The organism is Geodermatophilus sp. SYSU D00779 (assembly GCF_054050595.1).
Window position 1 is genome coordinate 1 of record NZ_JBJGZQ010000050.1, and the last position, 19,317, is coordinate 19,317.

A 19,317-nucleotide genomic window follows, 5' to 3' on the forward strand; every position below is an offset into this window, starting at 1 on the left:
CCGAACCTGCTGCTCACCCCACGCGGGGCCGGCGGCCGGGGGGTCGGGGCCGACGAGCACGTCGCCACCAACCTGGAGGCCCTGCTCGCCGGCCGCGAGCTGCGCAACGTCGTGGCGCGCTGACCCCAAGACGGGGGAACACTGTCGACAGTCGGCACACCGGCCGGGACGACGCGGCTACGATGACGGTCGACGAGGAGGCTGCTGCGTGAGCGTTGAGTCACTGTCGGCACTGGACCGGAGCACGTTGCGCGAGCGGTCCCTCGAGGCGCTCCGGTCGGCCATCCTCTCCGGCCGGTACCGGCCCGGCGACCACCTCGGTGAGGTGGAGCTGGCGGGGTCGCTCGGGGTCAGTCGCGGCACGGTGCGCGAGGCGCTGCGGCACCTCCAGCAGGAGGGCCTGGTCACCGCCGGCAACCGCGGGATGCTGCGGGTCAACAGCCTGTCCTCCGCCGAGGTGCACGAGCTCTTCCGCGTCCGGGCCGCCCTCGAGGGGCTCGCCGTCCGGGAGGTCATCGCCTCGCCGCGGCGCGAGGCCGCCGCCGAGACGCTGCGGACGGCCGTGGAGCGGCTCTCCGACGAGGGTGACCCCGCCGCGCGGATGGAGGCCGACCTGGCCTTCCACCTGCTCCTCTGCCGGCTGTCGGGCAACTCCATGCTGGTCGAGGCCTGGCAGCGGCTCGAGGGCCGGATGCGGGTCGCCATCCTCAACGGCGCGGCCTGGCAGGCGCCGATGATGGCCCGCGACCGGCACGTCCCGATCGTCGAGGCCATCGAGCGCGGGGACGTCGAGGCCGCCGTGCGGGTCGTCGACGAGCACATGGCCGGAGCCGCGGAGCACTTCGCCCAGGCCACCGAGTCCGCCTGAGAGCGGACCACCGTTCCTCCACGCCTCGCGGGCCCGGCGTGGGGCCCCCGGAGGGTGGCGGCCGCCCGTCCACCGCACCGCCGTGAGAGGACCCCGTCCCGCCCCGTCCCGAGGCTCACCCCGCGCGGGCGAGGGTGAGGAGGACCGGGTGCTCCCGGGAACCGGTGGTGCGCCGGACGGGGCCGTTCCGCTCCACCGCTCGTGTGCTCACGGCGGGCCCCTGTAGGGGGGCCGCCCCTCCTCCCTCCCGTGAGGAGCCGCCCCGGCCACGTCCCGAGGCCCACCCCGAGCGGGCGAGGGTGAGGAGGACGGGGTCCTCCCGAGAGTCGGCGCCGCCCTGGAGGGCAGCCCGCCCCTCCCCGCTGCGACCTGCAGGGATGCAGGTGTCGAGAAGTGACCCTTGACACCGTGACGGTCGCCACTCACTCTAGTCGGCAGTTGACTGTTAACAGTCGACGGACAACGGGGAACGACTGCCCACCCGCCCACTGGAGATCACCATGACCGAGCGGCACCCACCTGTCCGCGATCCGCACCTCGAGGAGGTCGCCCACTGGCATCCCATCGAGGGGACGCCGGAGAAGAAGAAGGTCGCCATCGGCTGCTCGGTCGGCGCGACGATCGAGACCTACGACTTCATCGGCTTCGGCATCGCGGCGGCGCTGTACTTCAACACCGCCTTCTTCCCCGCGGACGACCCGTTGTCCGGCACGCTGCTGTCCTTCGCCACGCTGGGCATCGGTTTCGCGGTGCGCCCGCTCGGCGGGATCATCGGCGGCTACCTCGGCGACAAGATCGGCCGCAAGCCGGTGCTCGTCGGCTCCCTGCTGCTCATGGGGATCGCGACGGTGCTCATCGGCTGCCTGCCCACCTACCAGCAGGTCGGCGTCTGGGCCGGGGTGCTGCTCGTCGCCGTGCGCGTCGTGCAGGGGCTCGCGTTCGGCGCGGAGTGGGGCGGCGCGATCCTCATGTGCTTCGAACACGCCCCCTGGCGCAAGAAGGGCCTGTACACCGGCATCACGCAGGCCGGCTTCCCGGTCGGGCTGCTGCTGGCCAACCTGGCCTTCCTGGCCAGCGTCCCGCTGGGCGGCTCGTGGGCGTGGCGGGTGCCGTTCCTGCTCAGCGCCGTCCTGATCGTCGTCGGCATCGTGATCCGGCTCAAGGTCGAGGAGTCGCCCGAGTTCGAGGAGCTCAAGGAGGAGGGCGAGCTCTCCAAGAACCCGCTCCTCGAGGTGCTCCGCGACGACTGGCGCAACATCCTGCGCGCCTTCTGCCTGCGGATCACCGAGACCGCCGGCTACGCGGTGTCGGTCACGTTCATGCTGTCGTACGTCGCCGCCGAGGGGCTGGCCGACCGGTCGGTCACCCTCACCGCGACGATGATCGCCGCCGGGATCGGCATCTTCGCCACCACCTACTGGGGCGCGCTCACCGACCGGATCGGGCGGCGCCCGGTGTACCTGCTGGGCACCTTGCTGCACGTGCTGTGGGGCATCCCGCTGTTCCTCGTGGCCAACACCGGCGCCGCGGTGGCGATCATCATCGCGTTCGTCGTCAGCTACGCGGTCCTGCAGAACTCGCTCGCCGGGGTGCAGGGCGCCTGGTTCTCCGAGCTGTTCGCGGCCAAGACCCGCACCACCGGCGCGTCGCTGGCCTACCAGATGTCGGCCGTCGTCTCCGGCTTCACCCCGCTGGTCGCCACGGCGCTGTACGCCGGCGTCGGCTGGATCGGCCCGGCACTGCTGTTCAGCGGCTACGGCCTGCTGGGCCTGGTCGCCACGCTGGTCACCCGCGAGACCTGGGGCCGCGCCGAGCGGGACGAGGTCGCCGTGCTCGAGCGCACCCTCGCCGCCGAAGCCGCCGTCCCCAGCCCCCGCACCCGGACGCACGAGCACCGGCCGACGGCCGACTCCGCGACCGACTGAGCCCACTCCCGAGAGGAGCACGACATGACCTCGCTGACCACACCGCAGGCCGCACCGGCCGCCGGTGACCGGGCGGAGCGGATCGAGCGGATCCGCCAGGCCGCGTACCGGATCCGCCGCAACGCCCTGGACATGGGGGAGGTGCAGGGCCAGGGCTACATCGGGCAGGCGCTCGGCGTGGCCGACGTGCTGGCCGCCGTCTACACCGACCAGCTCCGGTACCGCCCGGAGGACCCGCACTGGCCCGACCGGGACCGCTTCCTGCTCTCCATCGGCCACTACGCCATCGCCCTCTACGCGGCGCTGGCCGAGGCCGGCACGATCCCGGCCGAGGAGCTGGAGACCTACGGCTCCGACGAGTCGCGGCTGCCGATGTCGGCCATGGCCTCCTACACCCCGGGTGTGGAGATCTCCGGCGGATCGCTCGGCCACGGGCTGGCCGTGGCCGCCGGCATGGCCCTCGGGCTGCGCCACCAGGGCAACGGGGCGCGGGTCTACAACCTGCTCTCCGACGGCGAGCTGGACGAGGGCTCGACCTGGGAGGCCGCGCTGGCCTGCGCCCACCACGGCCTGGACAACGTCACCGCGATCGTCGACGTCAACGCGCTGCAGGCCGACGGCCCCACCGCCGGCGTGCTGCGCACCGAGCCGGTGACCGACAAGTGGCGGGCCTTCGGCTGGCACGCCCTGCGCGTCGACGGCAACGACGTCGCGGCGCTCGTCGACGCCCTCGACGAGCTCCGCGCGCACCGCGGCTCGCCCGGGGTGCTCATCTGCGACACCCGCATCGGTCGCGGGGTGCCGCTGCTCGAGGGCCGGGAGAAGGCCCACTTCATGCGGGTCGAGGAGCACGAGTGGCAGATCGCCCGCGACCAGCTGCAGGAGGGGACGACCCGATGACCAGCACCACGCCGAAGAAGCGGCTCACCACCTCGGCGATGATCGCCTCGTTTGCCGACCCTGGTCAGCGCACCACCAGCGCCCCGTTCGGGCACGCGCTCAACCGGCTCGCCGAGCAGCGGCCCGAGATCGTCGGGCTGTCGGCCGACCTGGCGAAGTACACCGACATGCACGTGTTCCGCGACGCCCACCCCGACCGGTTCTTCCAGATGGGCATGGCCGAGCAGTCGCTGCTGGGCGCGGCGGCCGGCATGGCGGAGGTGGGGCTGGTGCCCTTCGCCTCCACCTACTCGGTCTTCGCCACCCGGCGGGCCTACGACTTCCTCTGCCTCGACATCGCCGAGCCCGGGCTCAACGTCAACGTGGTCGGCGCGCTGCCCGGCCTGACCACCGGGTACGGGCCCAGCCACCAGGCCACCGAGGACCTGGCCATCCTCCGCGGCTGCCCGGGCCTGACCATCGTCGACCCCTGCGACTCGGTCGACATCGAGCAGGCCGTGCCGGCGCTGGCCGACGCCCCCGGCCCCACCTACCTGCGGCTGCTCCGCGGGGCGGTGCCGACGGTGCTCGACGAGTACGACTACCGCTTCGAGCTCGGCAAGGCCGCCGAGCTGCGCACCGGGCGGGACGTCGTCCTCATCTCCACCGGCCTGATGACGATGCGGGCGCTGCAGGCCGCGGCCCGCCTCGAGGCCGACTCCGTCGACGTCGCCGTCCTGCACGTGCCGACGATCAAGCCGCTGGACACCGAGGCGATCCTGCGGGCCGCCCGCACCGACCGGCTCGTCGTCACGCTGGAGAACCACACCGTGATCGGCGGCCTGGCCGAGTCGGTCGCATCGACCCTGGCGTTCGCCGGGGTGGGTACCCGCGTGGTGCCCATCGCCCTGCCCGACGAGTTCCTCGCCGCCGGGGCCCTGCCCACCCTGCACGACCGCTACGGCCTCTCGACCGACGCCGTCGTCGCCCGGGTCCGGGACGAGCTCAGCGGTCCCACCACCGGGCACCGCCCGCGGACGTCCCCGCACGTCGCAGCAGCACCCGCCGACCCGGCCCCCGCCACCGCCTGAACCCCTGGAGGAACCCGTGTCCGTCTCCGACAAGACCGTCGTCGTCACCGGCGCCGGCTCCAAGCGCGGCATCGGCCGCGCCACCGCACACACCCTCGCCGCCGCCGGCTGGAACGTCGCCATCCTCGACCTCGACGAGGCCAGCGCCAAGGACGCCGCCACGGAGGTCGCCGAGCGCAACGGCGTGCAGGCCGTGGGCATCGGCTGCGACATCACCGACGAGGCCTCCGTGGAGAACGCGCTGGCCGTCCTCGACGGCGCGCTGCCGCCGGTCGGGGCCCTGGTCAACAACGCCGGCATCACCTCGCCGACGCCCTTCCTCGAGGTCAGCGGCGAGGAGTGGGACCGCATCTTCGCCGTCAACGTGCGGGGCGCGTTCAACGTGACCCGCCGCCTGGCGCCCGGCATGGCCGAGCGCGGCTTCGGCCGGATCGTCTTCCTCTCCTCGGTCTCGGCCGAGCGGGGCGGCGGGGTGTTCGGCGGGGTGGCCTACTCCGCGGCCAAGGCCGCCGAGCTGGGCTTCACCCGGGCCCTGGCCCGCGAGCTGGGGCCGCACGGCATCACCGTGAACGCCGTCGCGCCGGGGCTGATCGACACCGACATCACCGGCGGCGCCCTGGAGGGGGAGCGCAAGCAGCAGCTGCTCGCCGGTATCCCCGTGGGCCGCAACGGCCGGCCTGCCGACGTCGCCGACCTCATCACCTACCTGTGCCGCGAGGAGACCGGGTACATCACCGGCGCGACCTACGACGTCAACGGCGGGTCGCACATCCATTGAGGACCCCGTCCTCCTCACCGCTCGCGAGCTCGCGGTGAGCCTTTGGACGGGGCCGCCTCCGGCCTCTCGCCGGCGCGGCCCGTCCCCTCCGGGGGGCGGGCCGCGCCGGCGTCTGCGTCCGGGTCAGGAGGTGACGTGCGCCGTCGGCGTCCGCGGCGCGTCCTGCCCGGCGAGCCGGCGGTCCCAGGTGGCGAGCACCCGCGGGTCCGTCGGGCGCGAGGCCAGGCTGGCGGCCACGTAGCCCACCAGCGCCGCGGCCAGGCCGACGTAGATCGGCTCGTTGGCGTAGATGTCGCCGACGACGACCATCGTCGCCAGCGTGGCGAGCGTGCCGGCGGCCATCGAGACGAGGGCGCCGACGTTGGTGCCGCGCCGCCACACCAGGCCGCCCAGGATGGCGACGAGCAGGCCGCCGACCAGGATGTCGTAGGCGATGGTGAGCGCGGCGACGACGTCCTGCAGAGCGCAGGCGATGGCGATCATCACGACGCCGAAGCCGGCGACGTAGAGCCGGTTGCTGCGGACGTGCTCGTGCTCGCTGCCCGCCTCCGGGTCGCGGCCCCGCAGCCGCGCGACGATGTCCTGGCTGAACACCGTCGCGGTGGCGATCAGCGCGCCGCTGGAGGTGGACATCACCGCGGCGAGGGCGGCGGCGAGCACGAGCCCGGCCAGGAGCGCCGGCATCGTGGCCTCGACGACGGCGGCGAACGCGTCGTCGCGGGCGTCGAGCGCGGGCAGGATCACGCGGGCGGCCATGCCGATCACGGCGCCGGCCACGCCGTAGAGCAGGCAGTAGACACCGGAGGCGGCACCCGCCCACCGCGCGACACCGGGGCTGCGCGCGGTGAACACCCGCTGCCAGATGTCCTGCCCGATGAGCAGGCCGAAGGTGTAGATGACGAAGTAGGTGACGATCGTGCCGCCGCCGATGGTGGTGAGCGAGAGGGCGTCCGCGGGGAGGGCGTCGGCCAGGGCGCGGAACCCGCCGGCCTCGACCACCACGACCGGCAGCAGGACGAGGAAGATCCCGACGGTCTTGATGACGAACTGGACGAAGTCGGTCAGGGTGATCGACCACATGCCGCCGAGCGTCGAGTAGAGGACGACGACGGCGCCGCCGATGACGATCGACGGGATCCGCCCCAGGTCCAGCAGGGCACCGAAGATGGTCGCGTAGGCGATGGTCGAGGTGACCGAGAGCATCAGCGTGTAGCCGAACATCACCAGGCCGGAGAGCACGCTGGAGCCGGGGCCGTAGCGCAGCTCGAGCATCTGACTGACGGTGTAGACGCCCAGGCGCTGGATGCGGCCGGCGAACAGCAGCGAGAGCGCGAGGATCCCGGTGCCGATGGCGACGACCAGCCACATGCCGGACAGGCCGTACTCGTAGCCGAGCCCGACGCCCCCAATGGTGGACGCGCCGCCGAGCACGATGGCGGCCATCGTCCCGGAGTACAGGAGCGGACCCAGCCGCCGTCCGGCGACCAGGAAGTCGGACTGGGTGGTGGCGCGGCGCTTCCCCCAGAAGCCGAAGGCGATCATGGCGGCCAGGTAGAGGCCGACGACGGCGACGTCCACGACTCTCCTCCTCGTGTGCAGCGGGTCAGGACCGGGCGTCCAGGTGGACGAGGGTCGGGCGGTCGGCCGACAGCGCGTCGGCGACCAGGGCGGTGAGCGCGGCGGGGTCGGCGGTGCGCACCCCGTGCGCGCCCATGGCGGTGGCGACGGCCGCGAGGTCGGGGGTCGGCAGGTCCACCGCGGTGGGCGGGATCCCGCGAGCGGCCTGCTGGTCGCGGATCTCGCGGTAGCCGCCGTTGTCGACGACGACCACCGGGACGGCCAGCCCCAGCTCGGTGAGGGTGGCCAGCTCCTGGAGGCAGAACATCAGGGCGCCGTCCCCGAGCAGGACGGCGACCGGGTGCCCGGGCCGGGCGAGGGAGGCGCCGACCGCCGCGGGCACGCTGTAGCCGAGCGTGGCGTACCCCGGCGTGTAGCAGAACCGGCGCGGCGCCGGCAGGTCGAAGAAGTGCACGGAGCCGAAGTAGGTGACCTGGGAGCTGTCCCCGGCCAGGACGGCGTCGGCCGGCAGGGCGGCCCGGACGGCGGCGTTGACCTCCTCGTTCCCGCCGGCGTCGGCGCGGGCCTCGTCCCGGCAGGCCGCGCGCAGGTCCGCCGCGCGGCGGACGCTGTCGCGGGCGCGGGCGGGCAGCGCGGCGGAGAGGGCGCGGAGGGCCAGCGCGGCGTCGGCGTGCACGGCGACCGTCGCGGGGCAGTTCTTGTGCAGCTGCCCCTCCTCGACGTCCACCCGCACGACCGCCCGCGCGCTGATCCGGCCCGCCCAGAGGTCGGAGTCGCCCAGCTCGCTGCCGACGACGAGCAGGGCGTCGCAGGCGGCGGCCTCCCGCTGCAGGACGCGCAGGCGCACCGACGCCCCCACCGACAGCGGGTGGTCCTCGGCGACGACGCCCTTGCCGTTCACGGTCGTGGCGACCGGCGCGCCCAGTGCCTCGGCGAGCGCGGTGACCTCGGCCGCGGCGTCCACGGCGCCACCGCCGGCGACCACCAGCGGGCGCTGCGCGCCGGCCAGCAGCTCCGCGGCGCGGCCGACGGCGTCCGGGTCCGGAACGGGTGCGGGCACCGGCCCGGCGGTGCGCGCCGTCCCCGTCCAGACCTGCTCCAGCACGTCGACCGGGACCTCGACGTGGACCGGGCGCGGCCGTCCTCCGGAGAAGGAGGCGAAGGCCTCGGTGACCGCCTCGGCGGCCTCGTCGGCGCTGCGCACCCGGCGGCTCCACCGGACCAGCCGCTGCATCGCGCCGCTGGCGTCCTTGACCTCGTGCAGCAGGCCGAGGTCGGCGCCCTCGGTGCCGGTGGGCACGCCGGGGGAGAGGACGAGCACCGGCTGCGACTCGGCGTGCGCGGTGGCCGCGGCGGTCATCGCGTTGGTCAGCCCCGGGCCGCTGGTGGTCACCACGACGCCCGGCCGCCCCGAGACCCGCGCGTAGGCCTCGGCGGCGTAGCCGGCCCCCTGCTCGTGGCGGGGCGTGACCGGGCGGATGCCGGCGGCACGGAGGTGCCGGTACAGCTCCAGGTTGTGGGTGCCGGGGATGCCGAACACGGTGTCGACCCCGTGGGCGGCGAGGGTCTCGACGACGGCCGCGCCGCCGTTGCGGTGGTCTGCAGGGCTCACGACCGCGGCTCCTCGTGACGGCGTCCTCGGGGTGCGCCGAGGGTCCCGTGCCGCACCGGGTCGCGACAGTGGACGGTCCGGCGTCCCGCACGGAGCCGGGTCGCCGGACCGTCGAGCGTCGGCCGCTGGTGCCCCGGCTCAGCGCGGGGTCGCGGCCCCCGGGCGGAAGGGCGCGCCGTGGCCGGGGACGACGAGCGTGGCGAGCCCGAGCACCCGCTCCCGCTGGCGCCGCAGCTCGTCGCGGTCGGGGGAGTAGGGGTCGTCGGCCGGGCCCTCGCCGGTCCACCACAGGTGGGTGAGCGCGACGACGTCGTCGGGCGTGCCGACCAGCGTCGTGACGTCCTGCGGGGTGTGCCCCGGCGTGGCCAGCAGGCGGACCGACGGGGTGAGGTCGACGCCGTCGGCAGCCCGCCGGGTGAACACGTCGCCCTCGATCACCGACTGGAAGTCGTGCACCGGCACCACCGGGAACAGCGCCACGTTGAGCGTGTGGTCGAGGTGGTGGTGGCTGAGGACGACGTCGGTGACGTCCTCGGGCGCGACGCCGAGCTCGCGCAGCGGGCGCAGGATGAGCTCCCGGTCGGCCACCATGCCGGGGTCGACGACCACCACCCGCCCGGCGTCGCGCACCAGGCTCACCGTCCCCGCCACGTGCGGCAGGCGGGCGTAGCCCTCGACCAGGACGTCGACGCGGGCGGTGCGGGAGAGGTCGGCCACCCGCGGACCGTAGCCCGGGCTCAGCCCGCCAGCGAGCGGCGCAGCGCCCGCACCGAGGCGGCCGCGCCCGAGCCGGTCATCACCACGCCCGCGTGGTCGTGCCCGGGCAGCAGCCCCGCCGTCACCAGTCCGTCCGACGGTGCCACCACCGCGGCCACCTCGTCGTCGGTGTGGGCCGGCCGCGACCCGGCGCCGGTGCTCCACTCGGCGTACGCAGCTGCGTGGGCACCGAGAGCCGGCGCAGCGCGTCGGCGGCGGTGTCGGTGAGGAAGACGTCGGCGGCGACGAGGTCGACGTCCGGCGCCGCGGCGAGCGTCCAGGACCACAGCCGCGAGGTGCTGCTCGGTCCGTGGATCCCCAGCACCGGCCGGGTGCTGGCCGGTCGCCGCCAGGCGTGCACGCAGCGGCCGCCGGGCCGCCGGACCCCGACGTGCTGGGAGGAGTCGTCGGCGCTCACGCGGACACCGCGTCGGGGAAGACCTTCCCGGCGTTGAGGATGCCGTGCGGGTCGAGCGCGGCCTTGACCGCGCGCTGCATGGCGACCACCTCCGGGGCCAGCTCGACCGCCAGCCCGTCGCGCTTGAGCAGGCCGACGCCGTGCTCGCCGGTCACCGTCCCGCCCAGCGCCACGGCGTCGCGCATGATCTCGCCGAACGCGACCTGGGCCCGGGCCCGCGCCTCGCCGTCGCCGGGCGGTGTGATCAGCAGCGGGTGCAGGTTGCCGTCGCCGGCGTGCGCGATGTTGGCGATGAGCACGTCGTTGCGGGTGGCGGCCGCCTCGATCCGGGCGAGCATCTCCGGGACGGCGGCCTTGGGCACGCAGACGTCCTCGGTCAGCAGCGGGCCCAGCCGCTCCAGCGCCGGGTAGGCCAGCCGGCGCGCGGCGAACAGCGCCTCGGCCTCGGCCGGGTCGGTGGACGCCGCGGCCCACGTGGCGCCGCCGAGCTCGAAGCTGCGCAGCATCGCGTCGGCCTCGGCGTCGCCGGCCGGGCCGGGGGCGTCGGTGCGGCCGAGCAGCACCACGGCGGCGTCGACCGACAGGCCCATGCTCTTCCACTCGTCGACGGCGGCCAGGCAGTGCCGGTCGACCAGCTCCAGCGCCGAGGGGGTCACCCCGGCCGCGCCGAGCGCCTCGACCGCGCGGCCGGCGTCGACCACGGAGTCGAAGTAGCCGACGACGGTGCGCTCGGGCGCCCGCGCCGGCCGCAGCCGCACGGTCACCTCGGTGACCACGCCGAGGGTGCCCTCGGAGCCGACCATCAGCCCGACCATGTCGTATCCGACGACGCCCTTGGCGGTGCGCCGCCCGAGCCGCACGACCTCGCCGAGGCCGTTGACCGCCTCGAGCTCGAGCACGTAGTCGCGGGTCACGCCGTACTTCACGCAGCACACGCCGCCGGCGTTGGTGGCCACGTTGCCGCCGATGGTCGACCAGGGGGAGCTGGCCGGGTCCGGCGGGTACCACAGGCCCTGCTCGGCGCAGGCGGCGCGCAGGTCGTCGTTGACCACGCCGGGCTGCACGACGGCGTAGCGCTCGACCGGGTCGATGGCGACCACGTCCCGCATGTGCTCGGTGGAGAGCACGACGCACCCGTCGACGGCGTTCGCCCCGCCGGACAGGCCGGTGCCGGCGCCGCGCGGCACCAGCGGCGTCCGGTGCGCCAGGCAGGCGCGCACCACGGCCTGCACCTCGGCCGTGGACCGGGGGCGGACGACGGCCAGCGGCGCGCCGTGGGGTGCCCACTCGGCCTCGTCGTGCACGTAGGAGCCGACGACGTCGTCGGCGGACAGGACGCGGTCGGCCGGGAGGGCGGCCAGCAGGGCCGCCACGACGCCGGACCGCAGTGCGGGAGCCTGTGTCACGCCCTCAGTCAAGCACCGCGGCCCGCCCGTGCACCGGTGCTCAGTCGAGCACCGCGTCGCGCCCGCCCGCCGTCGTCGCGACGGGTGTCCGGCGGCGCGACAGCAGGAGGGCACCGGCCGCCGACAGCAGCATGGCGATGCCGACCAGCCAGAGCGCGGGCCGGATGCTGCCGGTGGCGTCGGAGACCCACCCGGTGATGTAGGGGGCGGCGAAGCCGGCGGTGTTGCCCAGCGAGTTGATCAGCGCGATGCCTGCCGCGGCCCCGGCGCCGGCGAGGAACAGCGGCGGGAAGTGCCAGAACACCGGCAGCGCGCAGCAGATGCCGACCGCGGTCAGGGTGATGACGGCCATGACGGTGAACGGCGAGTCGAGGTAGAGGGCCACCGGGATGGTCACCCCGCCCAGCGCGGCCGGCAGGGCCAGGTGCCATCGGCGCTCGCCCGTCCGGTCGGAGTGCCGGCTCCACAGCACCATCGTGACCGCGCCGGCGAGGAACGGGACCGCGACGATCGCGCCGGTCTCGAAGATCGAGTAGTCGGTGTCGAAGCGCTCCGCGAGGCCGGCGACCACGGTCGGCAGGAAGAACGACACCGCGTACAGGCCGTAGACGACGCCGAAGTAGACGAAGCCGAGACCGACCACCCGCAGGTCGGCCATCGCCCGCCACGGGGAGGCCTCCCGCGGGCCGGACGTCTCGCCCTCGGCGGCGATGGTCCGGGCCAGCCAGCCGCGTTCCTCGGCGGTGAGCCAGTGGGCGTCCGCGGGGCGGTCGGTCAGGTAGAACCAGCAGGCCACGCCCAGCAGCACGGCGGGCAGGCCCTCGACGAGGAACATGACCCGCCAGCCAGCCAGGCCGAACAGGCCGTCGGCGTACTGGATGATCGCGCCCGACAGCGGCGCCCCCAGGGCCGAGGAGAGCGGGACGGCCACCAGGAAGGCCCCGATCAGCTGCACCCGCTGGGCCCGGGGCAGCCACCAGGTCAGGTAGAGCAGGACCCCGGGGAAGAAGCCGGCCTCGGCGACGCCGAGCAGCACCCGCAGCGCGTACAACCAGCCCGCCGAGTCGACGAAGGCCATGGCGCTCGCGACGGCGCCCCAGCTGACCATGATGCGGGCGATCCAGCGGCGGGCGCCGAAGCGGTGCAGCGCCAGGTTGCTCGGGACCTCGAAGAAGAGGTAGCCGATGAAGAACAGCCCCGAGGCCAGCCCGAACATCGTCTCGGTCAGCCCCAGGTCCTCGCTCATCGTGAGCTTGGCGAAGCCGATGTTGGTGCGGTCGAGGTAGTTGACGAAGTAGAGGAGCCCGAGGAAGGGCACCAGCCGCCACGCGACCTTGCGCAGCGCGCTCCTCCCGACCGGGTCGGTCTCGGCGTGGGCCACGGCTCCTCCAGACGACGTCCGTGCGGGTGTCCGCGGTCACGGTAGAGCCGCGGGCCCGCGTGCCAGGTCGGCGCGTCGGGACCCGGCCGGGTGGACGGACCGGCACTGGCCCGGTGGCGCCCTGTCTCGCACATTCAGCGGGGACACCGCCCACGTCCCGAGGAGGACGCATGACCACCCCCTACTGGGTCGCCGGCCGGCCCCGGACCGGCACCGACGTCGTCGAGGTGCGCTCGCCGTTCGACGGCGCCGAGGCCGGCCGGACGACGAACGCCACCGCCGAGGACGTCGAGGCCGCGGTGTCGGCCGCCCACGCCGCTCGCGCCGCCTGTGCGGCCCTGCCCGCCCACGCCCGGGCCGCCGCACTCGACCACGTGTCCCGGCGGCTGGCCGAGCGCAGCGAGGAGGTCGCCGCGCTGATCACCGCGGAGTCCGGCAAGCCGCTCAAGTGGGCCCGGCTCGAGGTGGCCCGCGCCGTGTCGACCTTCCGCTGGGGCGCGGAGGAGGCGCGGCGCTGGTCGGGCAGCCTGCAGCGGCTGGACACCGACCCGGCCGCGACCGGGCGGATGGCGCTGGTGCGGCGGGTGCCGCGCGGCCCGGTGCTGGGCATCGCGCCGTTCAACTTCCCGCTGAACCTGGTGGCGCACAAGGTGGCGCCGGCGATCGCCGCCGGGGCGCCGATCGTCGTCAAGCCCGCTCCGGCGACGCCGCTGTCGGCGCTGCTGCTCGGCGAGATCCTGGCCGAGACCGAGCTGCCGGCCGGCGCCTGGTCGGTGCTGCCGGTGCCCAACGAGGTCGCCGCAGCGCTGGTGCAGGACCCGCGGCTGCCGGTCGTCTCCTTCACCGGGTCGGTGCCGGTCGGCTGGTCGATCCGCGAGTCCGCGCCGCGCAAGCACGTCACCCTCGAGCTCGGCGGCAACGCGGCGGTCGTCGTCGCCCCCGACCAGGACGACGCGGCGCTGGACCGGGCCGCCTCCCGCATCGCGACCTTCGCGATGTACCAGGCCGGGCAGTCCTGCATCTCGGTGCAGCGGGTGTTCGCCCATCGCGCGGTCGCCGACGCGCTGACCGCCCGCGTGGTGGAGGCCGTGGAGAAGCTGGTCACCGGCGTCCCGACCGACCCGGCGACCGACGTCGGGCCGCTGATCGACGAGCAGGCCGCCCGTCGGGTGGAGAGCTGGGTCGACGAGGCGGTGGCCGCGGGCGCCCGCGTGCTCACCGGCGGCACCCGCGACGGCGCCACCTACGCGCCCACGGTGCTCACCGACGTCCCGGCCGACGCGAAGGTCTCCTGCGAGGAGGTGTTCGGGCCGGTCGTCGTCCTGGACACCGTGGACTCCGTGGACGAGGCGTTCGCCCGGGTGAACGACAGCCGCTTCGGGCTGCAGACCGGCGTGTTCACCCGCGACCTGCAGGTGGCCTTCCGCGCGGCCTCGGTGCTCGAGGTCGGGGGAGTGGTGGTCGGCGACGTCCCGAGCTTCCGCGCCGACCAGATGCCCTACGGCGGCGTGAAGGACTCCGGCACCGGCCGCGAGGGCGTGCACGCGGCGATGGAGGACCTCACCGAGGAGCGGGTCCTCGTCCTCACCGGCATCGACGTCTAGCCCGCGTCGGCGAGATCCCCGGCCGCCGCTGACGACCTCGAGGCGGCCGGGACGCAGCGAGGCCCCGGTCCGATCGGACCGGGGCCTCGTCACGTCCTCGACCGAGCGGCTCCCCGCCGGTCGGGAACGGCACTCGAGCCGGGGTGGACCGGTCGCGGGGCCCGGAGGGTCCCCGACCGGGACAGGGCAGCGGCTCCGCGCCGGTCGGGGACGGCACCTGGCCGCGGTGTCGGCCGGTGGGCCGACGAGGAGAACAGCTCAGCTGTCGAGGTTGGCCATGACGTGCTTGATGCGGGTGTAGTCCTCGAACCCGTACATCGACAGGTCCTTGCCGTAGCCGGAGTGCTTGAAGCCGCCGTGCGGCATCTCGGCGACCAGCGGGATGTGCGTGTTGATCCAGACGCAGCCGAAGTCCAGCGCCCTGCTCATCCGCATCGCCCGGCCGAAGTCCTTCGTCCAGACGCTGGAGGCCAGCCCGTACTCGACCCCGTTGGCCCAGGCGAGGGCCTGCTCCTCGTCGGAGAACCGCTGCACGGTGATGACCGGGCCGAAGACCTCCTTCTGCACCAGCTCGTCGTCCTGCCGCAGGCCGGCCACGACGGTCGGCTCGACGAAGAAGCCGCGGTCCCCGAGCCGGCGCCCACCGGCGGTGATCTCGGCGTGGTCGGGTGCGCGGTCGAGGAACCCGGTGACGTGCGCGAGCTGGTTGGCGTTGTTCACCGGCGGCACGAGGGCGTCCTCGTCACCGGCGCCGTTCTCGTACGTCGTCCGGGTGTTCCTGGCCTGCTCGGTCAGCGCCGCGACGAAGTCGTCGTGGATGCCCGGCCCGGCCAGCACCCGGGTGGCGGCGGTGCAGTCCTGGCCGGCGTTGAAGTAGCCGGCGACCGCGATGGCCTCGGCCGCGGCCTCGAGGTCGGCGTCGTCGAAGACGACGACCGGCGCCTTGCCGCCGAGCTCCAGGTGCACCCGCTTGACGTCGCGGGCGGCCGACTCGGCCACCGCCATGCCGGCCCGCACCGACCCGGTGATCGAGACCATCTGCGGGGTGCGGTGCTCGACCAGCGCCCGGCCGGTGTCCCGGTCGCCGCAGACCACGTTGAACACGCCCGCCGGGAGGAACTCGGCGGCCAGCTCGGCCATCCGCAGCGTCGTCGCCGGGGTGGTGTCGCTGGGCTTGAGGACGACGGTGTTGCCGGCCGCGATCGCCGGCGCGAACTTCCAGACCGCCATCATCATCGGGTAGTTCCACGGCGTCACCTGGCCGACGACCCCGACCGGCTCGCGCCGGATCCAGGACGTGTGGCCGGCCATGTACTCCGCGGCCGCCTTGCCCTCGAGGTTGCGCGCGGCACCGGCGAAGAACCGGATCTGGTCGACCATCGGCGGGATCTCCTCGCTGGCGGTCAGCCCGAGCGGCTTGCCGGTGTTGCGGCTCTCCAGCGCCACCAGCTCCTCGCCGTGCGCCTCGATCGCGTCGGCGAGCCGGAACAGCGCCAGGGAGCGCTCCGAGGGGGTGGCGTCCCGCCAGCCGGGGAAGGCGTTCGCCGCGGCGGTGTAGGCGCGGTCGACGTCCTCGGCCGACGACACCGGGGCCGAGGCGAACACCTCGCCGGTGGCCGGGTCCACCAGGTCGGCCCGGCGGCCGTCGGTGGCGTCGACGTGCTCCCCGCCGACGAAGTTGCGCAGCTCGAGCTTCTCGCTCACCGGAGGTCCCTCTCGTTCGAGTGTCCCGGCGTCCCCGGAACCGCTGATCCGGTGGCAATCGTCACTGCAGGCGGCCGATCTGTCCAGCCTCACGGTGAACTGACGACGGATTCCTCAGGACGACGGAGGGTGCAGGGCCAGCCAGAGCTCGGCCCGGACGCCGGGGGAGTCCAGGTCGCGGCCGAGCAGCTCCTCGGCCCGCCGGATCCGCTTGCGCAGCGTGTGCCGGTGGACGCCCAGGCGGGCCGCGGCCGGCTCCCACTGCCCGTGGGCGGCCAGCCAGACCCGCAGCGACTCCACCAGGTCGCCGGGGCCGGCCCGGTCGGCCGCGGCCAGCGGTGCGAGCGCGGCCTCGGCGAAGGCGGTGGTGGCCCCCGGGTCGAGGAGGGCCGCCAGTCCGCGGCCGGCCAGGTCGGCGAAGGCGGTGACCGGCCGTCCCGCGGCCCGGCCGTGCCCGGCCGCCTGCCGGGCCTGGCGCACGCCGTCGGCGAGCCGCGCCCACGGCACCGGCGGCGCGGTCCCGAGGACGGCGCCGGGCACCCGCTCGGGCAGGTCGGCCAGCCGCCCGGCCAGCGGGCCCTCGGCCGGCACCAGGACGACGAGGGCGTCGTCGAGCTCGGCCGACAGCACCGGCTCGCGGACGTGCGCGGCCGCGTCGGCGGCCACGTCGACGGCGGCGGCCCGCTGCTCGGGGCTGCCCAGCACCGCCAGCGCCAGCACCGGCTCACCCGGCAGCCGCTCGCCCAGCGCCGCCACCACCGGCTCGGCCGCGGCGGTCTGCCCGGCCAGCAGCAACTGCAGGATCGCCGCCCGCAGCGCCGCGGTGCCGCTGTCGAGCGCGCGGGACTGCTCCAGCCGGAGCGTGAGGAGCAGCGCGGCCGCGTTGACCACGTGCCGGTCACCCGCGGAGAAGGGGCCCGGCCGCCCGACGGCGAGGAACCCGCGGACCCGCGAGCCGGTGCCCAGCGACTGCAGCAGCACCGTCTCGCCGGGCTGGGTGAGCGCGGCGCCTGCCGGGGGCCGGGCGGTGCGCAGCCGGTCGACCGCCGCCGCCAGGCCGCCGGCGCGGCCCCGGGCGGACGGCGGCGCTGCCTCCAGCGGCGTCCCCGCGGCGTCGACCAGGAGTGCCCAGCCGCCGAGGTGCCGGGCCAGCCGGTCGACGACGGTGCCCGGGGCGCCGGGGGCGACCGCGGCGCGGGTCAGCTCGCGCTGCACCGTCGACGTCCGGGTGACCGCCGCGTACTCCTCGGCGGCCAGTGCGCTGGAGACCGCCCGCGACAGGGCGATGAACGGCGTCTGCCGCGGCACCTCGAGCACCGCCAGGCCGTGCTCGTCGGCCGCGGCGACCAGTTCGGCGGGCACCTCCGCGTGGGTGAGGCCGGTGCCCAGGCCGAGGCCGACCACGCCGGCCCCGGCCAGCCGGCGGACGTACCCCTCGGCCATGTCGGGCGTCAGCGCCAGGCCGGTGCTGAGCAGCAGCTCGCCGCCCTCGAGGAACGGTGTGGGGTCGGCGAGCTCGCTGACGTGCACCCAGGAGATCGCGCGGTCCACCCGTGCGCTGCGGGAGTGCAGCGCCAGCGCGAGCGACGGGGTGCCGAGCAGGGTCGCGACGGTGACCGGCACGGGGAGGACCTCTCGACGAACTGGACACCCGGACGTCCCGGGAGTGCCGATCCGGACGGTACCGGGAGAGACGCACGCCACGGACCCTGGACGCGAGGACCTCCCCCGTCGGGGGAGGCCGGCCCCACGAGGAGACAGCGATGACCGACCTGCTGACCGGCCCCCACCCCGTCGCCCAGGAGCGGCGCCTCGTCACCGAGCTGCCCGGCCCCCGCTCGCGCGAGCTGGCCGCCCGCCGCGCCGCCGCGGTCACCTCCGCCGTGGGCAGCGTCCTGCCGGTCTACGTCGAGCGCGCGGCCGGCGGCGTGGTGGTCGACGTCGACGGCAACTCCTTCATCGACCTGGGCTCGGGCATCGCCGTCACCAACGTCGGCCACGCCGCGCCCGAGGTCGTGGCCGCCGTCCAGGCCCAGGTCGCCGCCTTCACCCACACCTGCTTCATGGTCGGGCCCTACGAGGGCTACGTCGCCGTCGCCGAGGAGCTCGACCGGCTCACCCCCGGTGACCACGAGAAGCGCACGGCGCTGTTCAACACCGGCGCCGAGGCCGTGGAGAACGCGGTCAAGGTGGCCCGGGTGGCCACCGGCCGCTCGGCCGTCGTCGTCTTCGACCACGCCTACCACGGCCGCACCAACCTCACGATGGCCCTGACGGCGAAGAACATGCCGTACAAGCACGGCTTCGGGCCGTTCGCCGGCGAGGTCTACCGGGTGCCGATGTCCTACCCGTACCGCGACGAGCCGGGGATGACCGGCGAGCAGGCCGCCGCGCGGGCGATCGACCTGATCGAGACGCAGATCGGCGCGGCCAACGTGGCCGCCGTGCTCATCGAGCCGATCCAGGGCGAGGGCGGCTTCGTCGTCCCGGCGCCGGGCTTCCTGCCGGCCCTGACCGACTGGTGCCGCCGCTCGGGCGCGGTCTTCATCGCCGACGAGGTGCAGACCGGCTTCTGCCGCACCGGCGCCTGGTTCGCCTCGGAGCACGAGGGCGTCGTCCCCGACCTCATCACCACCGCCAAGGGCATCGCCGGCGGGATGCCGCTGGCCGGGGTGACCGGCCGCGCCGAGCTGATGGACGCCGTGCACACCGGTGGCCTGGGCGGCACCTACGGCGGCAACCCGGTGTCCTGCGCCGCCGCGCTGGCCAGCATCCGCACCATGCGCGAGCTGGACCTGAACGCCGCCGCGCGCGCGATCGAGGCCACCATGCTGCCGCGGCTGCGCGCGCTGCAGGAGCGCACCGGCGTGGTCGGTGACGTCCGCGGCCGCGGCGCGATGCTCGCCGTCGAGCTGGTCAAGCCGGGTACGAACGAGCCCGACTCCGCGCTGACCAACGCGATCTCCAAGGCCTGCCACGCCGAGGGCGTTATCACCCTGACGGCCGGCACGCACAGCAACGTGCTCCGCTTCCTGCCCCCGTTGGTCATCGGGCAGGACCTGCTCACCGAGGGGCTCGACGTCCTCGACGCGGCCTTCGACGCGCACGCGGGGAAGTGAGCGCCCCGGCCGCAGCCGGCGCTCACCGCCGGCTGACCCTGCGTCCCGAGGGCCCCGCCGGGAGCGATCGGGTGGGCGGTCTGGTCACCTGGCCGGCCACCCGGCCGCTGCTGGCCGACGTCGTGCCGGTCTTCGACCGGCTCGGGGTGCGGGTGGCCGACGCCGCCGCCGTCCCCGGGGACGACGGCCCGCCGGCCA

Annotated in this window: 15 protein-coding genes; 7 read left to right on the forward strand and 8 right to left on the reverse strand. The window is 75.0% G+C overall.

Features of this window, described 5'->3' with window-relative positions; translation table 11 throughout:
* Window positions 1-208 precede the first annotated feature (208 nt).
* From ACI79G_RS24065 to ACI79G_RS24085, 5 genes are all read left to right on the forward strand, one after another.
* Window positions 209-868: a GntR family transcriptional regulator gene (locus tag ACI79G_RS24065; protein WP_456883559.1), complete on the forward strand. Its 660-nt coding sequence runs from the start codon at window positions 209-211 to the stop codon at window positions 866-868.
* Window positions 869-1,368: 500 nt separating this feature from the next.
* On the forward strand, window positions 1,369-2,793 hold the full coding sequence (locus ACI79G_RS24070; RefSeq protein ID WP_456883560.1) for an MFS transporter: 1,425 nt from the start codon (window positions 1,369-1,371) through the stop codon (window positions 2,791-2,793).
* Window positions 2,794-2,817: 24 nt separating this feature from the next.
* Complete coding sequence (locus ACI79G_RS24075) at window positions 2,818-3,693, forward strand: transketolase (RefSeq protein ID WP_456883561.1); 876 nt, start codon at window positions 2,818-2,820, stop codon at window positions 3,691-3,693.
* On the forward strand, window positions 3,690-4,763 hold the full coding sequence (locus ACI79G_RS24080) for a transketolase family protein (protein WP_456883562.1): 1,074 nt from the start codon (window positions 3,690-3,692) through the stop codon (window positions 4,761-4,763). The genes ACI79G_RS24075 and ACI79G_RS24080 overlap by 4 nt, the downstream gene beginning before the upstream one ends.
* Window positions 4,764-4,779: 16 nt before the next feature.
* Window positions 4,780-5,541 (forward strand): SDR family NAD(P)-dependent oxidoreductase, encoded by a 762-nt coding sequence (locus tag ACI79G_RS24085; protein ID WP_456883563.1) that lies wholly within the window; start codon window positions 4,780-4,782, stop codon window positions 5,539-5,541.
* 123 nt (window positions 5,542-5,664) lie between these two features.
* Here ACI79G_RS24085 and ACI79G_RS24090 read toward each other — a convergent pair whose 3' ends face one another.
* The 6 genes from ACI79G_RS24090 to ACI79G_RS24115 all read right to left on the reverse strand — a co-directional run bounded on the left by ACI79G_RS24090 (window position 5,665) and on the right by ACI79G_RS24115 (window position 12,692).
* Entirely contained in the window at window positions 5,665-7,119 is a 1,455-nt protein-coding gene (locus ACI79G_RS24090; RefSeq protein ID WP_456883564.1) for a sodium:solute symporter, read from the reverse strand.
* Window positions 7,120-7,144: 25 nt separating this feature from the next.
* Window positions 7,145-8,731, reverse strand: a complete 1,587-nt coding sequence (locus tag ACI79G_RS24095) for a thiamine pyrophosphate-binding protein (RefSeq protein WP_456883565.1) — start codon at window positions 8,729-8,731, stop codon at window positions 7,145-7,147.
* Window positions 8,732-8,869: 138 nt separating this feature from the next.
* A complete protein-coding gene (locus ACI79G_RS24100) occupies window positions 8,870-9,448 on the reverse strand; it encodes an MBL fold metallo-hydrolase (protein WP_456883566.1) in 579 nt (192 codons plus the stop codon).
* A 121-nt stretch (window positions 9,449-9,569) separates the two neighbouring features.
* Window positions 9,570-9,905, reverse strand: a complete 336-nt coding sequence (locus ACI79G_RS24105) for a hypothetical protein (protein ID WP_456883567.1) — start codon at window positions 9,903-9,905, stop codon at window positions 9,570-9,572.
* A complete protein-coding gene (locus tag ACI79G_RS24110) occupies window positions 9,902-11,311 on the reverse strand; it encodes an FAD-binding oxidoreductase (RefSeq protein ID WP_456883568.1) in 1,410 nt (469 codons plus the stop codon). Before ACI79G_RS24110 ends, ACI79G_RS24105 begins: the two co-directional genes overlap by 4 nt.
* A 40-nt stretch (window positions 11,312-11,351) precedes the next feature.
* On the reverse strand, window positions 11,352-12,692 hold the full coding sequence (locus ACI79G_RS24115) for an MFS transporter (RefSeq protein WP_456883569.1): 1,341 nt from the start codon (window positions 12,690-12,692) through the stop codon (window positions 11,352-11,354).
* Window positions 12,693-12,862: 170 nt separating this feature from the next.
* Here ACI79G_RS24115 and ACI79G_RS24120 point away from each other — a divergent pair, with 170 nt between their 5' ends.
* On the forward strand, window positions 12,863-14,296 hold the full coding sequence (locus tag ACI79G_RS24120) for an aldehyde dehydrogenase family protein (protein WP_456883570.1): 1,434 nt from the start codon (window positions 12,863-12,865) through the stop codon (window positions 14,294-14,296).
* Between the two features lie 258 nt (window positions 14,297-14,554).
* Here the strand turns inward: ACI79G_RS24120 and ACI79G_RS24125 are convergent, their stop codons facing one another.
* Together ACI79G_RS24125 and ACI79G_RS24130 are read right to left on the reverse strand one after the other, a co-directional pair.
* Window positions 14,555-16,000 (reverse strand): gamma-aminobutyraldehyde dehydrogenase, encoded by a 1,446-nt coding sequence (locus ACI79G_RS24125; protein WP_456883571.1) that lies wholly within the window; start codon window positions 15,998-16,000, stop codon window positions 14,555-14,557.
* A gap of 114 nt (window positions 16,001-16,114) precedes the next feature.
* On the reverse strand, window positions 16,115-17,623 hold the full coding sequence (locus ACI79G_RS24130) for a PucR family transcriptional regulator (protein ID WP_456883572.1): 1,509 nt from the start codon (window positions 17,621-17,623) through the stop codon (window positions 16,115-16,117).
* 140 nt (window positions 17,624-17,763) lie between these two features.
* Between ACI79G_RS24130 and gabT the strand changes: the two genes are divergently transcribed.
* Window positions 17,764-19,119: a 4-aminobutyrate--2-oxoglutarate transaminase gene (gene gabT, locus ACI79G_RS24135; RefSeq protein ID WP_456883573.1), complete on the forward strand. Its 1,356-nt coding sequence runs from the start codon at window positions 17,764-17,766 to the stop codon at window positions 19,117-19,119.
* The last annotated feature ends 198 nt before the right edge of the window (window positions 19,120-19,317 follow it).

Bases quoted from the DNA above. Each gene is read 5' to 3' on its own strand.
- ACI79G_RS24070 (WP_456883560.1), top strand. From the start codon at position 1,369: ATGACCGAGCGGCACCCACCTGTCCGCGATCCGCACCTCGAGGAGGTC.
- ACI79G_RS24075 (WP_456883561.1), top strand. From the start codon at position 2,818: ATGACCTCGCTGACCACACCGCAGGCCGCACCGGCCGCCGGTGACCGG.
- ACI79G_RS24080 (WP_456883562.1), top strand. From the start codon at position 3,690: ATGACCAGCACCACGCCGAAGAAGCGGCTCACCACCTCGGCGATGATC.
- ACI79G_RS24120 (WP_456883570.1), top strand. From the start codon at position 12,863: ATGACCACCCCCTACTGGGTCGCCGGCCGGCCCCGGACCGGCACCGAC.
- gabT (WP_456883573.1), top strand. From the start codon at position 17,764: ATGACCGACCTGCTGACCGGCCCCCACCCCGTCGCCCAGGAGCGGCGC.